This is a genomic window from Aliikangiella coralliicola, from assembly GCF_007004725.1.
Classification (GTDB): domain Bacteria; phylum Pseudomonadota; class Gammaproteobacteria; order Enterobacterales; family Kangiellaceae; genus Aliikangiella; species Aliikangiella coralliicola.
Map to the genome: position 1 here is coordinate 360,654 of NZ_ML660162.1, position 16,008 is coordinate 376,661.

General features: G+C 42.5%; 11 protein-coding genes. 6 read left to right on the forward strand and 5 right to left on the reverse strand.

All coding sequences use genetic code 11. From position 1 onward, the window contains the following. Window positions 1-380 precede the first annotated feature (380 nt). Window positions 381-761: a DUF3135 domain-containing protein gene (locus FLL46_RS07715; protein WP_168204087.1), complete on the forward strand. Its 381-nt coding sequence runs from the start codon at window positions 381-383 to the stop codon at window positions 759-761. 524 nt (window positions 762-1,285) lie between these two features. Continuing rightward, window positions 1,286-2,197: a hydroxymethylbilane synthase gene (gene hemC / locus FLL46_RS07720; protein WP_142892910.1), complete on the forward strand. Its 912-nt coding sequence runs from the start codon at window positions 1,286-1,288 to the stop codon at window positions 2,195-2,197. 94 nt (window positions 2,198-2,291) lie between these two features. On the opposite strand, the gene FLL46_RS07725 is transcribed toward hemC, so the two are convergent. The 3 genes from FLL46_RS07725 to FLL46_RS07735 all read right to left on the reverse strand — a co-directional run bounded on the left by FLL46_RS07725 (window position 2,292) and on the right by FLL46_RS07735 (window position 6,392). Continuing rightward, window positions 2,292-5,198 carry an alpha/beta fold hydrolase gene (locus tag FLL46_RS07725; protein WP_142892911.1) on the reverse strand — a complete coding sequence of 969 codons (2,907 nt, stop codon included), beginning with the start codon at window positions 5,196-5,198 and terminating at the stop codon, window positions 2,292-2,294. Between the two features lie 3 nt (window positions 5,199-5,201). Beyond that, entirely contained in the window at window positions 5,202-5,747 is a 546-nt protein-coding gene (locus FLL46_RS07730) for a hypothetical protein (RefSeq protein ID WP_142892912.1), read from the reverse strand. Window positions 5,748-5,996: 249 nt separating this feature from the next. Further along, window positions 5,997-6,392: a hypothetical protein gene (locus FLL46_RS07735; RefSeq protein ID WP_142892913.1), complete on the reverse strand. Its 396-nt coding sequence runs from the start codon at window positions 6,390-6,392 to the stop codon at window positions 5,997-5,999. 336 nt (window positions 6,393-6,728) lie between these two features. Here FLL46_RS07735 and FLL46_RS07740 point away from each other — a divergent pair, with 336 nt between their 5' ends. The 3 genes from FLL46_RS07740 to FLL46_RS07750 are packed head-to-tail and all read left to right on the forward strand — an operon-like array spanning window position 6,729 to window position 10,273. Continuing rightward, on the forward strand, window positions 6,729-7,499 hold the full coding sequence (locus FLL46_RS07740; protein WP_142892914.1) for a uroporphyrinogen-III synthase: 771 nt from the start codon (window positions 6,729-6,731) through the stop codon (window positions 7,497-7,499). 6 nt (window positions 7,500-7,505) lie between these two features. Continuing rightward, window positions 7,506-8,999: a uroporphyrinogen-III C-methyltransferase gene (locus FLL46_RS07745; RefSeq protein ID WP_142892915.1), complete on the forward strand. Its 1,494-nt coding sequence runs from the start codon at window positions 7,506-7,508 to the stop codon at window positions 8,997-8,999. Then, complete coding sequence (locus FLL46_RS07750) at window positions 8,996-10,273, forward strand: heme biosynthesis protein HemY (protein ID WP_142892916.1); 1,278 nt, start codon at window positions 8,996-8,998, stop codon at window positions 10,271-10,273. The genes FLL46_RS07745 and FLL46_RS07750 overlap by 4 nt, the downstream gene beginning before the upstream one ends. 76 nt (window positions 10,274-10,349) lie before the next feature. Here FLL46_RS07750 and FLL46_RS07755 read toward each other — a convergent pair whose 3' ends face one another. After that, window positions 10,350-11,075: a LytR/AlgR family response regulator transcription factor gene (locus FLL46_RS07755; RefSeq protein WP_142892917.1), complete on the reverse strand. Its 726-nt coding sequence runs from the start codon at window positions 11,073-11,075 to the stop codon at window positions 10,350-10,352. A gap of 21 nt (window positions 11,076-11,096) precedes the next feature. Beyond that, a complete protein-coding gene (locus tag FLL46_RS07760) occupies window positions 11,097-12,146 on the reverse strand; it encodes a sensor histidine kinase (protein WP_142892918.1) in 1,050 nt (349 codons plus the stop codon). 461 nt (window positions 12,147-12,607) lie between these two features. Between FLL46_RS07760 and FLL46_RS07765 the strand changes: the two genes are divergently transcribed. Then, entirely contained in the window at window positions 12,608-15,802 is a 3,195-nt protein-coding gene (locus FLL46_RS07765; protein ID WP_142892919.1) for an amidohydrolase family protein, read from the forward strand. Window positions 15,803-16,008: the final 206 nt, after the last annotated feature.

Genomic DNA, 16,008 nt, shown 5'->3' on the forward strand with positions numbered 1-16,008 from the left:
TAACAAAATAAACAACTGAAAAGTACTCAATAGCTCCTGCTTCATAGATTGATTTTTTGTAGCTTTGAGCTTGTTTATGCTTTGCTGTTATTAGTTTTCCACGAACACAATTGTCTTTTTCAATAAACCACTCTCTCGATGACTAGTTCAAAATCTTACTAATCAATAGCTTAGTGTCACTTTTTAAGAACATTTAGAAAAGCATTCATTTATTCAATTTAAAGCTTTCCGTTATAACTACAGCGAAGTTCAAAACTTTTGCAAATTCATCCGCTAATTTTTTTCTGGTACGATGGTCTAAGTCATTAGTTTGAATATGACAACACCATTCAAGCTTTTGCATTTTAAGGGTAGAGGTGGTCTTAATAAGGAGCAGCATTTTGAAGCAGTATAATAACCAAGAGGCAAGTAACGATCGAGTTTTTCATGTAAGACGATTTAATTTTAATGAATGGAAAAAATTATACGAAACAGATCCTGTTGCTTTTGAAGCCAGACGAGAAAGATGGATTGAAGATATTATCAATTCATCCTCAGAGAGGTGTCAACATCGGTTACGCGGCTTAATGTTTCAAATTAACACAATCCGCAGCCAGGCCAACAACCCGATGCAAGCCTGTATTGAGATTTCTGAAATGATGTGGAACAGCCTTAATGATTTACGCTGTTTTCTGGAAGAACTTAAATACACCGTTGATACTGGCGATTTATTGGAAAAAAGAAAACAAAATAGTGCGGTCATTTTAAAGTTCGGTAATTAGAATCCAAACTCTACCAAAGAAACTGCTACTGCCATCTCGACCGATGTGGAGAGATCTCCTACAGACATTGACTCACTCAATAATCTACCCAATATTTATTTAAGAAAATCACTCCAATCAGATAAGGCTTCGTCTTTACGTGATCTATACCTTTGGGAGATCTCTCGACAAGGCTCGAGATGACATAATGAGTTTCTCGTCAATAGGATAGTATTTCTGCTTAACTGTCATCTCGACCGATGTGGAGAGATCTCCTACAGACATTGACTCACTTAATAATCTACCCAATATTTATTTAAGAAAGTTGTTCCCATTAGATAAGGCTTCGTCTTTACGTGATCTAAACCTTTGGGAGATCTCTCGACAAAGCTCGAGATGACAGAAAGCGTGTCAAACGACCAGGTTGAAATGCACTCCAAATAATACATAAATTGATATTTACACTTAAATCCCAATACCTGGTCATTCCCCCAGCTCTCGTGGAATGTTAAAATTTCGAGCAACTTATTCAGTAGAGAATCCTAATGATCCGAATTGCCACTCGAAAAAGCCCTCTTGCACTCTGGCAGGCGAATTTTGTCAAAGCAGAATTACAAAAATTTCACCCTGATCTGCCTGTTGAATTAGTGCCTATGTCCACTAAAGGTGACAAGATTCTGGATACTCCCCTGGCAAAAGTCGGCGGCAAAGGTTTGTTTGTCAAAGAGCTGGAAGTAGCCATGCTGGAAGGTCGCGCGGACATTGCCGTCCACTCGATGAAAGATGTACCCATGGAATTTCCAGAAAGTTTGGGTCTTGCGGTAATTTGCGACCGGGAAAATCCACTCGACGCACTCGTTTCCAATCAGTTTGATTCAATCGAAGCATTACCACAGGGTGCAATCGTCGGCACCTCAAGTTTAAGAAGACAGTGTCAGCTAAAAGCCAGACGTCCCGATCTTGATATCCGCGACTTGCGGGGTAACCTCGGTACTCGCCTAGGTAAATTAGATGAAGGAAAATACGACGCCATTATCCTTGCGACAGCCGGATTACTTCGACTGGAAATGCCCGAACGAATCGCACAAAAAATCCCGGCCGATTTTATTCTTCCCGCAGGTGGTCAAGGTGCAGTGGGAATAGAATGCCGAACTGATGATAAAAAGACCCTGGAACTACTCGCGCCATTAAACCATCAGGAAACAGCGATTAGAGTCAAGGCGGAACGAACAGTCAACAATCGCCTACAAGGCGGCTGCCAGGTTCCAATAGGCGCCTTCGCACAACTCGACAATGACTCTATTGTTATCGACGCATTAGTCGGCGCTCTTGATGGCAGTCAAATAATTCAGCGCCAAATTCGCGGTCCATTGGAACAGGCTGAAGCGCTTGGGATTGAAATAGCGGAGCAATTGCTCGCTGGGGGAGCAGACAAGATACTAGCTGAAATAGGGTAACTATTTTCAGTTCAGTTTAAGCAAGTTTTTAGGTAGCGGAGAAGAATTATTGAACATTTTCTCCGCTAGTTATTTTTAACGCAATTTATTAACGCTACAACGACAATTCATAGTGAGCTTGGTAAATTCTGTTACGGTCCAGATCAAAAATTTCAAGAGCCCAGATAGCGTCTTCTCTAACCGAACCAAACCCCCTGAGAGCATTCCAGCGACCATCCGGCGAACCGTACAGAACATAACTATCCACATATTTTTTTCTGCCATCGGGTGTTGTAACACTCCATCGAACGCCCATAGCCACCTGCTTTTGTCTATTGTTGATGCCAGGTACATCTACTTCAAAAATGAGTCCAAACCGCTCTTCATCTTTTTCAGACTTTTTGATTTTAAATCCTTTAACTTGAGTTTGATATTCGCTTTTTCTTCCAAAAATTTCACTCTCAACGTATTCAAAATGTCCTTCTCGCCTATTTTCAACGGTTACTCTGGTCTCCTTGACTTCATATACATCAATGGCAAACTTCTTAATGCGGGCATATTCTTTATCGCTTAGTTCAGCGTCCGCAATAATCCAGGTAAGAGCCTCTCCTATCAACTTTTTCGCGGACTCCAGTCTTGATTTAGAATGTCTTTCGTATTGTTCGAGGTTCATTAATTCGAGACAACGATCAATATTTCGATGAGGGGAAGGTGCCATGCAGTGAAGCCGGGCCAGTCGAATATTGTTAACAGGGGTACTCTCCAGCTCCTGAGCTTTAGCAAGATTTTCGAAAGCTTTATCCCAGTCCTGTTGAAAATATTCACCTTCCATGTACATTCGCCCGAGTCTACCGTAGGCTGAAGCGTAATCCAGCTTTGCGCTTTTTCGGTAATATTTCACCGCCTCGGCCACATTGGCATCAACGATTTCCCCTTGATGGTAATAAACACCAATATTGAAGTTTGATCTCGGATGATCGTAAGCAGCCGCCTTTCGATAATACTCAAAAGCTTTGTTTTTATCGTCATCGACAGTGTTATCAAAAGCATAGCCATCAGCAATTATTGCAAAGTCGTCAGCAACAGCAAGTTTACCCTTGTCATCCAGCTTTTCTGTTTTTGGTAATTCCAATTGCAAGGTTTCCATCAAAAACTCGTAGGTGATAGCGGCCTCATGCCTGTGTCCCCACCAATTTCGATGTGCGTGCCCCGTGTCACGGTAAAACATTGTCTTGACTGGGTGTTTTTTGATCTTTAATAAATAGCTGAACCGATTGGTATGTTCGAAATCGGCGGTATCATCATCTCGTCCTGCAATTAATAAAATCGGCGTATTGAGTTTTTTGTACAGATAGACCGGAGACACGTCGACCAGTTTTTCACTATACGCACCAACAGTTTTCGACATGTATTTTTCGTACTCCTTACCCGAGCGAAGATTACTGGCATTAAAAAGCAATGGTAAATCATAAACACCAAAAGCGCCGACGACACATTGATATTTTTCCGGGTGTTTAATGGCTAACATGGTTGATGAATATCCACCGTAACTGGCCCCCATTGCACACATTTTTTCAAATGAATATTTTTGCCTGGCCAGTTTGACCGCCGCACTAATATCTTCTTCAATGAGTTGACCAAACTCGCCAACACCGCGACTTTGAAATGCCTTACCAAACCCCGACGACCCTCGAAAGTTAACTCGCAGTACTGAAAAACCGCGGCTGGCATAATATTGAATTTCTTTATTAAATCGATCACTTTCGCGAACCGATATCGGCCCTCCGTGAGGCATGACTAATAGAGTCTTATGATCAATTCCAATGGGCAGCGTCAGAAATGCTTCTAATTCTGTACCGTCAGATGCAGTAACGGTCAAAAGTTCTGACTGTGCAAACTTTTGATCGGCTAATTCTGAATAAGAAACAGAAAGCCTGGAAATCTGATCGCTTTTTTTACGGTAGACCAGGTATTCTCCAGGCTCGGTAGAACCATTCACATAAAGCAAATCAATGTTCTTATCATCTGAGCGTCCAATGACATAGACTTCTTTGTTTTCAAAGGTATTTCTGAGTCTTTCCAGGTAACGCGCTTTGCCTTTGTCAAAGTAAAGTATCTGGGCTAAACCATGTTGATAATAGCTTACAAACTCCAGTTGCCCATTTTCAAGAAAACTTGCAGAATAGAGATCATATTTAGGATGTTGATAAATGATTTTACCCAATGTTTGAGTTTTGATATCAAACTCTCTTAACACCATTTTGTCCGTATCTTTATTGGTAAGTACTCCAACCACCTGATCGCTGATAAAACCGGCATATTTAAATTCGTAATCAACATCATCGAGCTTGAAAATTGTTTGCCAATCATCTTCATCAAGAACAGCGTACAGCAGGGTTGTCGTTTCTTCCTCTTCGTCGTATTTTCGCGCAATAATTCGATTAAACTCATCATCGAAAAAATATTCGTTAACCTCACTCAGACTGTGATCTATTTCATGGGCATTACTAAAGTCATCTTCTGCGAGAGCGTTAATATCGATGATAAAAAGATCATGATATTGCCAGAGTCGCCGCTTGCTTTTAGCGAACATCACTTTGTTAGGTTGTTCAGGGAGTGTATGCACTAAGTAACCATAAGCTTTGATGTGCACTAATTTGATAACATTATTTTCAATCTCACCTAGTAAATATACGTTCCGATTTTTATATCTCACCTTCATGTAGAGCTGTGTCGCATTAAGCCAGTTGTAGCTCAGTAAACGATTATCGTTGCCTATTGCCGATGAATAGAGCATCTCATTGGTTTCAAGGCTAATTAAATTGATATAGTGATTATTTTTCCCTCTGGAGTAGGTTGTGACAAATTTTCCGTCAGGCGACAATCTAAACATGCTGCTATCTGGTGTGACGAAAATTTTGCTTGATTCCAAAGGTTGAGAAACCGATGTACTTGACCAAACGATCAACAGTGAAAAAAGGAATATGCCAATTTTGTCCATAATATTTTTAACCATTCCCATTGTTTACTCCTTGTTAACTGAATTTAGAAATTCGAAAAAACGATCCTGCCCCGGACCGGCATACTTCACTTTGTGGACCTTTAATAGTTCGGGATATTTTTCCTCGAGAAACTCTAGTGCCTCAGAAGACCGGTTTTCCAACTCTGCATCAGCATAAACTCGCCAGAAATACGCAGAGTCTCTTCGGGACATTTCAAAGTGGCCTACATAACTGATTTGCCCAGGCAATATTTCGAACTCCCAGTTTTCTTCTTCTTCAAACTTCATATAAAAAATATCATCAAGCTTAACCCTGTCTATCGTATAAGTGCCTGCCTCAAGATCAACCAACAGGTAATTGGTTCCTTCCTTAATATCTTTCGACGAGAGTTTAATACTTTGTGGACCAGATATTTTAATAAGCTTTAGATCGCGGTTTGTTTCAACACCTAACAAAATAAAACCTTTGTCTTGCTCTAGTTGCTTGACCTCATTAGGTTTAAGAGAAGTCACCCGGGTTGCGCAGGCATTGAGTAAAAGTGCAACCAGTAGGAAAAGTGATAAGCGCATTTGCTGTCCTTAATATTCTAATCAGCTTTTTTGAGAGAAAAGCTTCCGTTTTATGTTAGAGAACCAACTTCAATGTTGTTAATTCATCCCAGAGAAAAATAAAACCAAGGACTTAGAAAAACTCAAAGATCGCAACAATTGTATATCGTTCAGACTAAATCCGAGCGATATTATGACAGATGGGGTCATACAATAAAAGAACGTTTTTTGACCGAATTACCTTCTAGTCCGTGCCGCAAAAAAAGTGGCTCAATATTCAATTTCAATTTTGAATTTCGGAAGTCTGGTAACTTCAAATTCCCAATGAAACCGAAAACCGATAGACTCCACCGGCTTTTTATCATCGGTTTTCGGTAAAAACTTTGATTTTCGAATTGCTTTAATTATCGGCTCTTGTGGCAAAGTCGACGGCTCGATTTTGATATTTACGATACGCTCTACAATACCTTTTGATGATAAATTAAGTACGGCTTCTACTCTAGCGTGTTTGATTTTTGGATCGACATTCGAATCAAATGTTGGCTCAAAAACTGATGATAATTTTGCCTCAATCACTCCATCTGGAACATCACGCGGTTTACCGACAGGTAAGCAAGCTAACGCAGATGTAGATAAAAGCAGAAAAACCAAAAGAATCGTTTTCACAACAATACCATCAAGCTAATTTTTTACACACTGAAAATGTGGAATTCAGGATAGCAACATTGCTCCGTTTCATAAAGTGATATTAGCTATTAGTTTTTGATGAAAGATGACATTGTCGATGAGGTTCCTCGGTAATATTAGTCAAAAGTCCGATGATTGAGCTTTTATTAGAAAGAGCAAGACTTGATTACCGAAATTGTCCTGCTGTTCACGACAATCTCAAGAAGAGGTATCGAAAATTCAGATTCTACAATGGCTATAAAACCAAACAACTAGGGAGAAAGCTCACTTTCTGATAAACTCACGGCGTTATTCGATTATTTCCAAAACAGACCATTGCTAAAAGATTCAGATATTAAGCGACTGATTGTTACCCGACCTCAGGGGCAGACTGACTCACTCCTCAAAAAACTAAAACAAGCTGTTGGAAATTGGCTAGAAATAGAGCATTTACCACTCATTCAGATATCACCACTCGATTTCTCAGAGCAAGAAAAAAAAGACCTTACTGATAAAGCAATTGATGGTGCAATTTTTATCTCAGGTAATGCGGCACGGTTATTTTTTAATCACTCAAAGCGGGCCGATAATCTTTCTGGTATTCCCCTATTAGCTGTTGGTAACAACACCGCAAGCGAACTAAAAAAAATCACAAACCAGCCGGTGCTTTATCCGGACCAGATGAATTCAGAAGGCCTATTAAAACTCGCTCAATTGCAATCTATCTCCAACCAACACTGGCTGATTGTTAAAGGCACAGGTGGACGATCACTCATCGAACAAACTTTGCGGGAACGTGGTGCACAAGTGAGTGAAATCGAAGTCTATCAACGTAGGCTGCCAGATTACTCCACTCAGCAAAAAATTTATCAGCAAAAATTCGACCATCCGGTGTGGCTTCTCTCTAGTGCTCAGGCAATCACTCACTTACATCGAATATTGGGATTAACTGACCAACCGGAACACGCAACCAGATTGATTGTCAGCAGCGACAGGCTTGCGACCATGGCAAGGCAACAAGGATTCACAATTATCGCCCAATCAGCGGGCGCATCTGAATCACAACTGGTACAATGTGTAAAAACACTCATCTTACATCAGGAATAGCGTTTTATGAGCGACGAGAACAAGGGCAATCAAGATAGTTCTGCGGAAAGCGGCGCGAAACCAGGAAAAAAATCTGGCACTTCAACTCGGCAACCCAAAGATAAACAAGGAGGCAAAAAAGTCGAGAAAGATCGACAGTCGAACGCTAGCGAAGAAAAATCGCCAGAGATAACCAAAATCGATGCATCTGCTCAAGCAGATCTATCAAAAACTCCCCATTCCTCCGAATCGCCTCAATCAGCTGAAACCGAAAAAACAACTGAAGCTCAAAAAACTCTCAACGAGGAGGCACCGTCAGAAACCCAAAACTATATCGCAGACAATCTGACCGAAAGCAAGTCAAACACTCCACAAGCCGATTTATTCACGCAGAAAAAAGCGCCTAAATTGTCCACAACTCGTCGCGCACGTAATACCAAAACGCCGCTCCTGATAATCAGTATCATTCTGATCATCCTCGCCCTTGGCGGTGTCGGTTGGTCAGGGTACAGCCAATACCAAATGAAGCAAAGCTGGCAAGAATTGCAAAACCAATTACAGCAACAAGCATCGCAGCAAGCTGAACTGGGTAGAACGACTCAACAAACCGCACAAACAAGCTTACAGACGGCAGATTCTAATCAGCGAATAATCAACCAACAAACCCAATTGGTTCAACAGCTTCGACAAGCGCTCACCGCCACCCAACAAAGAGTCAGAGAACTTTCCGGGCGGCAAAAACAAGATTGGCTGCTAGCTGAAGCTGAATACCTGATTAAATTAGCGCAATTTAAAATAAGCCTTGAAAAGGACAAAACAACCGCTATTGGCTTACTGAAAACGGCAGATAATAGAGTGCTGGCAACTGCAGATAATAGTCTGATTGAACTACGCCAGGCCATCGCACAAGATATCGCCAATTTACAATTAATCGTCGCACCTGATGTTGGCGGTATTTCCAGTCAACTGAAAGCAGTTGCAAACCAGATCCCGGCGCTGGATCTAAAAGCACTCGAATTTCAACCGGAGGTAAAGCAAGAACAGCCGGAAGAGAGCGAACCAGAGACTTTCGAATGGAGTCAAGTCTATAGAGATTTTCTTGATGATTTTGTCACCATCAAAGATCATAGCGAACCAGTAAAACCCTTAATGACGCCAGAACAAAGAGCTAACCTGAATGCCAATATTCAGCTATCACTGCAGCAAGCCCAAATTGCATTAATTCGAGGAGAGCAACAGCTGTACCAGAATAGTCTGGCCGACGCCTCCAAATGGATTGACGACTTTTTTATTCAAAATGAAACCTCGGCCGCAGTGGAAGAAAACCTGGCATTCTTACAACAGGTAAACGTGAACATTGATTTACCGGCAGAATTAACGGCAAAAAAAGCCATTCAGGCAATTAACCAACAACGGCTTTATCAGTGGTTAGAAGCGCCTGACACAAGCCTTTCTCAACCCGATATTATCCAACCTGACACTTCACAGCCGGATTCACCGGAAACGGAGAGTCAACCATGAAATGGAAAATCAGTTTAATCATCGCGCTAACCGTCGGCGCATTGGCAGGTTCCTGGATAAAGAATTTGCCCGGCTTTGTAATCATTGCCTATGACAAAACCAGTTATGAAATGCGCTTGTGGATTGCGGTGTGTTTACTGCTGGCTTTAATCAGTGCTTTGTTTTTAATCGGCCTGTTTTTTCGTTCACTGGTCGCCGGCGCAAACAAAGTGAGCAGTTGGCGCGGCGGTCGGCGCTGGCGTCGTTCCCGCAAACGAACCATCGAAGGCATGCTCGCATTTACCGAAGGGCGCTGGAAAGCGTCTGAAGACGCCATGGTAAACGCCGCGAAAACTTCAGATACCAAATTAATAAACTACTTAATTGCTGCCCAGGCGGCGCAACAGCAAAATGCCGAAGTGCGACGTGATGCCTATCTCAGGTTAGCTCACCAGGCCGAACCGGCGGCCAAAGTAGCCATTGGATTAACCCAGGCACAATTGCAATTGAAACATGGGCAATATGAACAAGCACTGGCCAGTTTAAACAAAATTAAAATCGATAATCCGTCGCACCCCTATGTGTTAAAACTGCTTTGTCGATTGTTTAACACGCTGCAAGACTGGGAGCAACTCTATGAAATTTTACCGGCGTTAAAGAAAAACCAGGTTTTTGAAGCACAGGAACTACAGTCTATCGAGGAAAACTGTGTTACCGGCCTATTAAAAAAGCAGGCCAATCAAGGCAAGATAGAATCACTCCGCGATACCTGGCAAAAACTTCCGTCAGCGCAGAGAAAACTAAAAGCACTCGTCGTTTGCTATACCAAGTTGTTAATTGAATTCGATCAAATGGACGAAGCCGAAACGCTACTAAGGCCCATGATCAAGAAACAGGTTGATGCTGAAATTCTGGCTTTGTACGGCAATATCAAAACGGATAATCCAACCAAACAATTAAGCTTTGTAGAAAGCTGGCAACAAACCAATCCTAATGCGCCGCGCGAAGTTTTTTTAACCTTAGGGAAACTGGCTTACAACAGCCAACTTTGGGGAAAAGCGCGTCAATTTCTCGAGCAAGCACTGCGGTTAAAACCTTCCGCAGAAACTTACCTGATGATGGCGAAAACTTTACAACACCTGGACGACGAAGAACACGCAATCAACTGTTTCCAGCAAGGTTTAGAATTTGCTTCAGCACCGGGTAAAAAAGCCATGATGATCTCTTTACCACAAGGAAGCGACGACCTGGTGAGCGCAGAATTATTGCCCAAATTTCAGAAGTTGGAAAATTAGGCTATCGCCGTCAAATACAGATCTGTCGATGACTGTTCTCTGGTTAACCTGAACGCTCAACCATTCGTTCAGGTTTTCATAAGCTGGTAATGAGTTTCTTCACCGATGATAAATGACGCCGGCTAATTTCCAATGATTTGTCACTATCTTTTAAGGTCACAAATGATCGTCCTTCGTTATCTTTGTGAATGCCGGTAACGTACTGTTTCGCCACTAATGCATTGCGATGAATGCGAATAAACAACTCTTGAAACTCTACCTGTAAATCTTTTAGCGTATCTTCAATGATGGTTTCGCCATCGTGATATTTTACGGTAACGTACTTTTGCTCTGCCTGAAAAAAAAGAATATCTGAAACTGGGATCAACTTAATATTACCGCTAATTTTCGCCGTGATATTACTGCGGCAATTCGGTTGCGCACTAATGGCACTTAACTGCGCGCGATTAAGTTGACAGGCATGTAACAATGACGCTTTAAGCTTTTCCTCTCGCACCGGCTTCAGTAAATAGTCCACCGCATGTACTTTAAATGCATCCAGTGCATATTCGTCATAGGCGGTAATAAAAATAATCGCAGGTACTTTTTCCATCGCTGAAATGTGTCGTGCCGCTTCCAGCCCATCCATCCCCGGCATTCGAATATCTAACAAAACGACTTCTGGTTTATTGAGCTGGCAGCTATCAATCGCCTGTAAACCGTTATTCGCAACAAGCACTTCATCAACGTCTGACATTCCGGTTAGTAAATGCTGTAACCTCTGCTGTGCTAAAGGCTCATCGTCTACGACTAAAACTTTCATATCACTTTCCTTTTCCCGAATTTAAAAGTCGGGCTTTTTTACCGGTATTCGCATACTGACCCGGTACAGATTATTTTCTGAAGACCTGGCAAGCTGCGCTTTACCATTATAAATCACTTCAAGTCTCTGGGTGATATTTCTGAGCGCCATGCCATGACCACCGCTAGCTCGCTCTCCTCCAACCGGATTAGTAACTTCTATGACTAATTCTTTGTTAGAGACAACTGCACTTAACTTGACAATGCCACCATCAGGTAAGTTTTGAATACCATGGTAAACCGCGTTTTCAAGCAGGGGTTGCATCGATAGCGGGGGTACCATAATCTCAAGAGCTTCCCTTTGAATATCTTTTTCTATCAATAGACGATAACCCAAACGAAGTTTTTCTATTGATAAATAGCGCTCAGTATTCTCAAGTTCTTTCGCAAAAGGAATAAGTTCTTGCTTGTTTTCCAGGGTCGCACGAAACAAATCACTCAAATCTTCTATTGCTGATTCCGCTTTTGCCGGATCAACCCGAGTCAGGCTCGCAATAACATTCATGCTGTTAAATAAAAAGTGCGGTCGAATTCTTGCCTGAAGCGCTTGCAGTCTTGCCGATGCCTCTAACGAGACTTGTTGACGATATTGCTGCAATAAATAAAAATAGCGCAGGACGACTGAACCGATTAATCCCGCGATAAAAAGATTCCGTATGACCATGTGGCTTTGTGCTTGCTGACCTAAGTCAATTGGCTGTAACCAATACCAACGAATCACAGAAAGACTAAAAATTAGCGTGGTGACAAGCACAACTAAAAGGCTCAGTATGCCGGAAATCCAGTCACTATAATTTGTCATGTAAGGTCTTAACAAACATAAACAGGCTACGCTGAACAAGCTGACAATCTGGATAGAAATAGAATATAGACCTAACAGATTCCACAATGATGATTGCGGTTGTGCATTCAGAAACGTAAATAGAACAGCGAGCAATTCTCCAGCTAACAACACCAGAAAAACTGACTGAACCTGGCAAAAATCCGGCAGAAAAAAATCACTGTTTTTTAGTTTTGATTGAGGCTCAGACATAAATCGAAAAAAAGACCTTACTCATTTTAGTTTTACTGCAAGATACAAAGCCGGTAAAAGCACAGCTTATTACCGCGCAATCAATCTTGGTTCTTATTGAGATCTGGAAAACTAAGCACATGCAATCATAGTGAATTCATTACTACTTAATTTTTATTCAGACGACATTAGGCGCTAGCGGCGACAAAACCCTGTTTATATTTTTATAATCAGTAAGTTAGTACACAATTAAACATAGCACAAACCACCAGAATGGGAAATTTTACGCGCCACAAATTTTTACGTTGATAGGATTAGTGAACCATTTTTATGCCCCAGCGGTATCCACTTGTAAAAAAGCATAACTAATTGACACCGCCCTGACTTAATAAGGCCAACTAAAATTAGAATTCCTTATCCAAAACAAGTAAAGTCTTTAAACAATGATATTAATAATCCTTTAATTTCGGGAGCAACGCCCTATGAAACGCCTGTTAGCAGCGCTATTTTTCGGCTTTCTATCTCAGACAACAATAAGTGCCGAAAATGAAGCGGCAGATCCAAAAGCCAACTCAACCCCACCCAAATGGGACGTGAATAATCCGCCAGGAGAAAGTTATCAGGCAAACATTGATGTCACTGAGGGCACCTGGATGAATCTGACTGTTAGCCCTGATGGAAAATCGATAGTATTTGATCTATTAGGCGATCTTTACAGTTTGCCGATAACGGGTGGCGAAGCTAAACCACTCACCCACTCTATCGCGTGGGAAATGCAACCACAATTCAGCCCAGATGGAAAACAACTCGCTTTCACTTCAGATGCCGGGGGCGGTGACAATATCTGGGTGATGGATGTTGATGGCACTAATGCCCGGCAAGTTACCAAAGAACCTTTTCGGTTACTGAATAGCCCCACCTGGAGCCCTGATGGAAACTATATCGCGGCGCGTAAACATTTTACATCGAGGCGTTCATTAGGCGCGGGAGAAATCTGGCTTTATCACACCAGTGGTGGAAAAGGATTACAACTGAATAAACGTCCGAATGATCAAAAAGACCTGGGTGAACCCGCTTTTTCAGCCTCGGGTGAACGAGTATTTTTTTCTCGAGACTCAACGCCAGGAAAAATATTCGAATACAGCAAAGACTCAAATAAAGTCATTTATGAAATTTTTTCGATCAATCGAATGGATGGAGAAATTCGCAAAGAGGTGTCTGGATTTGGCGGCAGTGTCAGACCAACCCCTTCTCCTGACGGACGCTATCTAGCCTTCGTTCGGCGAATTCGCAATCAATCAAGTATATTCCTCAAAGACTTGACCAGTGGTAAAGAGTTTCCCGTGTATCAGAAGCTTGATCGAGATATGCAAGAAACCTGGGCAATTCATGGCGTCTATCCGACTCTCGCCTGGACCCCTGACAGCGAAAATCTGATCTTCTGGGCCGGCGGGAAAATCATGAACTTAAATCGAACCACTCAAGTGGCCGAAGTGATCCCTTTTCATGTAAAAACCACCAAATCAATGCGCAAAGCGGTTAAATTTAAAGTCGATCCTGCGCCGGAGAAGTTTGACACGCAAATGCTACGCTGGGTTCAGGTAAGCCCAGATGGGGACCAGGTTATTTTCCAAGCATTGGGCCAGCTGTACACTCAAAAACTGCCAAAAGGAAAACCCAAGCGTTTGACCCGGTCGAAAAATGAATTCGAATTCTATCCATCATTTTCCGCTGACGGTGACTGGGTCGTGTTTACGACCTGGAACGATCAACGTCAGGGCGCGGTAAAAAAAGTCCGTGCTCGCGGCGGCAAAGCGACACAACTGACAAAAACACCAGGAAAATACCTTGCGCCCAGGTTTTCACCGGATGGAGAGCAGGTGGTCTATGAAAAATCTTCCGGCGGACTGATCACCTCACCCGAATACGATTTAGCAACCGGTATCTACCGAATGGATCAAAAGGGTAACCAATCCGTTCTTATCAGTGAAAACGGCGGCGACCCGTTTTTCGCTAGAAATAACCAGCGCATTTATTTCAGCCGTTATTTCGACAAAAAATCCAATCTCGTGAGTGTTGACCTCAATGGAAAAGACGAAATTACCCATGCCTCTGCTAAATTCGCCACTGAATTTAGTCTATCGCCCAATGAAGATTACCTGGCATTTCGCGAGCGTTACCAACTTTACGTGACTCCGTTTACCTTTGCTGCAAAATCGATACAGCTAAATCCAAAAGGCGATAACTTACCGGTATTAAACGTCAGCACCGACGGTGGGCAATATTTATCATGGAGTAAGCAAAAGCTCACGCTTAACTGGTCACTTGGGAACCAACTTTTTCAACTAGCGATCCCACCAGTAAAAACCTGGAAGGAAGATACAGATCTGCAACACAAAATGACTTCACTAGGGATGCAAATCACTAGCGATCAGCCTCGCGGAACTACGCTATTGAGCGGTGCCAAAATTATTACCATGAAGGGCGAACAAGTTATCGAGCAAGGCGACATTTTGATCAGCGGTAACCGAATTAAAGCCATCGGCCCTAAAGATAGTCTGTCTGTACCTGATAACGCCAAACGAATCGATGTACGCGGCAAAACGATCATTCCGGGAATTGTTGATGTCCACTGGCACGGCCGTCAGGGTCGCAACCAATTAACCCCTCAACAAAACTGGTATAACCTAGCCACCCTGGCATTTGGCGTGACAACCATTCACGATCCGTCGAACAACACAGCAGAAATTTTCTCTGCGGCAGAACTCGCCTCAGCCGGTAAAATTGTTGCGCCGCGCATCTTCTCTACCGGCACTATTTTGTACGGTGCAGAAGCTTCTATTACCGCGGAAATCGATAGCCTGGATGACGCCACGGGCCATCTGAAACGATTGCAATCGCAGGGTGCTTTTTCTGTTAAAAGTTATAATCAGCCTCGCCGCGATCAACGTCAGCAGGTACTCGAAGCCGCTCGACAAACCGGTATGATGGTGATGCCCGAAGGTGGATCGACTTTTCAACACAATCTCACGATGATAGTCGACGGCCACACCGGCATTGAGCATTCAATTCCACCGGCAGCCGTCTATGATGATGTTAAGCAGCTTTGGTCACAAAGTGAAACAGGCTATACACCGACATTAACTGTTGCGTACGGTGGAATCTGGGGAGAACATTACTGGTATCAGCAAAGTGAAGTCTGGAAGCATCCTTTACTATCAAAATATGTTCCCAAATCAGTGCTTTATCCCCGCTCCATACGCCGTCCAATGGCGCCGGATGAAGATTACAACCACAAGAAAATTGCGACAGTTGCTGCCGAATTACAAGATTTGGGAGTAAAGGTTCAGCTGGGTGCCCATGGCCAACGAGAAGGTTTAGGCTCTCACTGGGAAATGTGGATGTTCGCTCAAGGTGGCATGACACCGTTGGAAGTGATTCGCGCCGCTACCATTGACGGTGCAAAATACCTGGGTATGGAGCAACATCTGGGCTCTCTCGAAATCGGCAAACTGGCGGATATTGTTGTTCTGGACAAAGATCCACTCGAAGATATTTACTCAACTGACAATGTGTTTATGGTAATGATTAACGGGCGACTCTATGAGAGTAAAACCATGAATGAGATTGGCAATCATCCCAAAACCAGGAAACCCTTGTACTTTGAAACACCGTAATTTTGAACAACACCGAAGGATCAACTAACACCATAGTTGAATAACATTAGCATTCGGTAGCCAGAGCCTGGTTACCGGTTGTTCAAACTTTAAAGTTGAGACGCAATTTGTATCATTGTGTCTCAAAAATTCAATATTGAATCAATATTATTGATTACTTACATTTATCTCCACGGGATGACTGGTTTTCACTTTAGAAAAAAGGT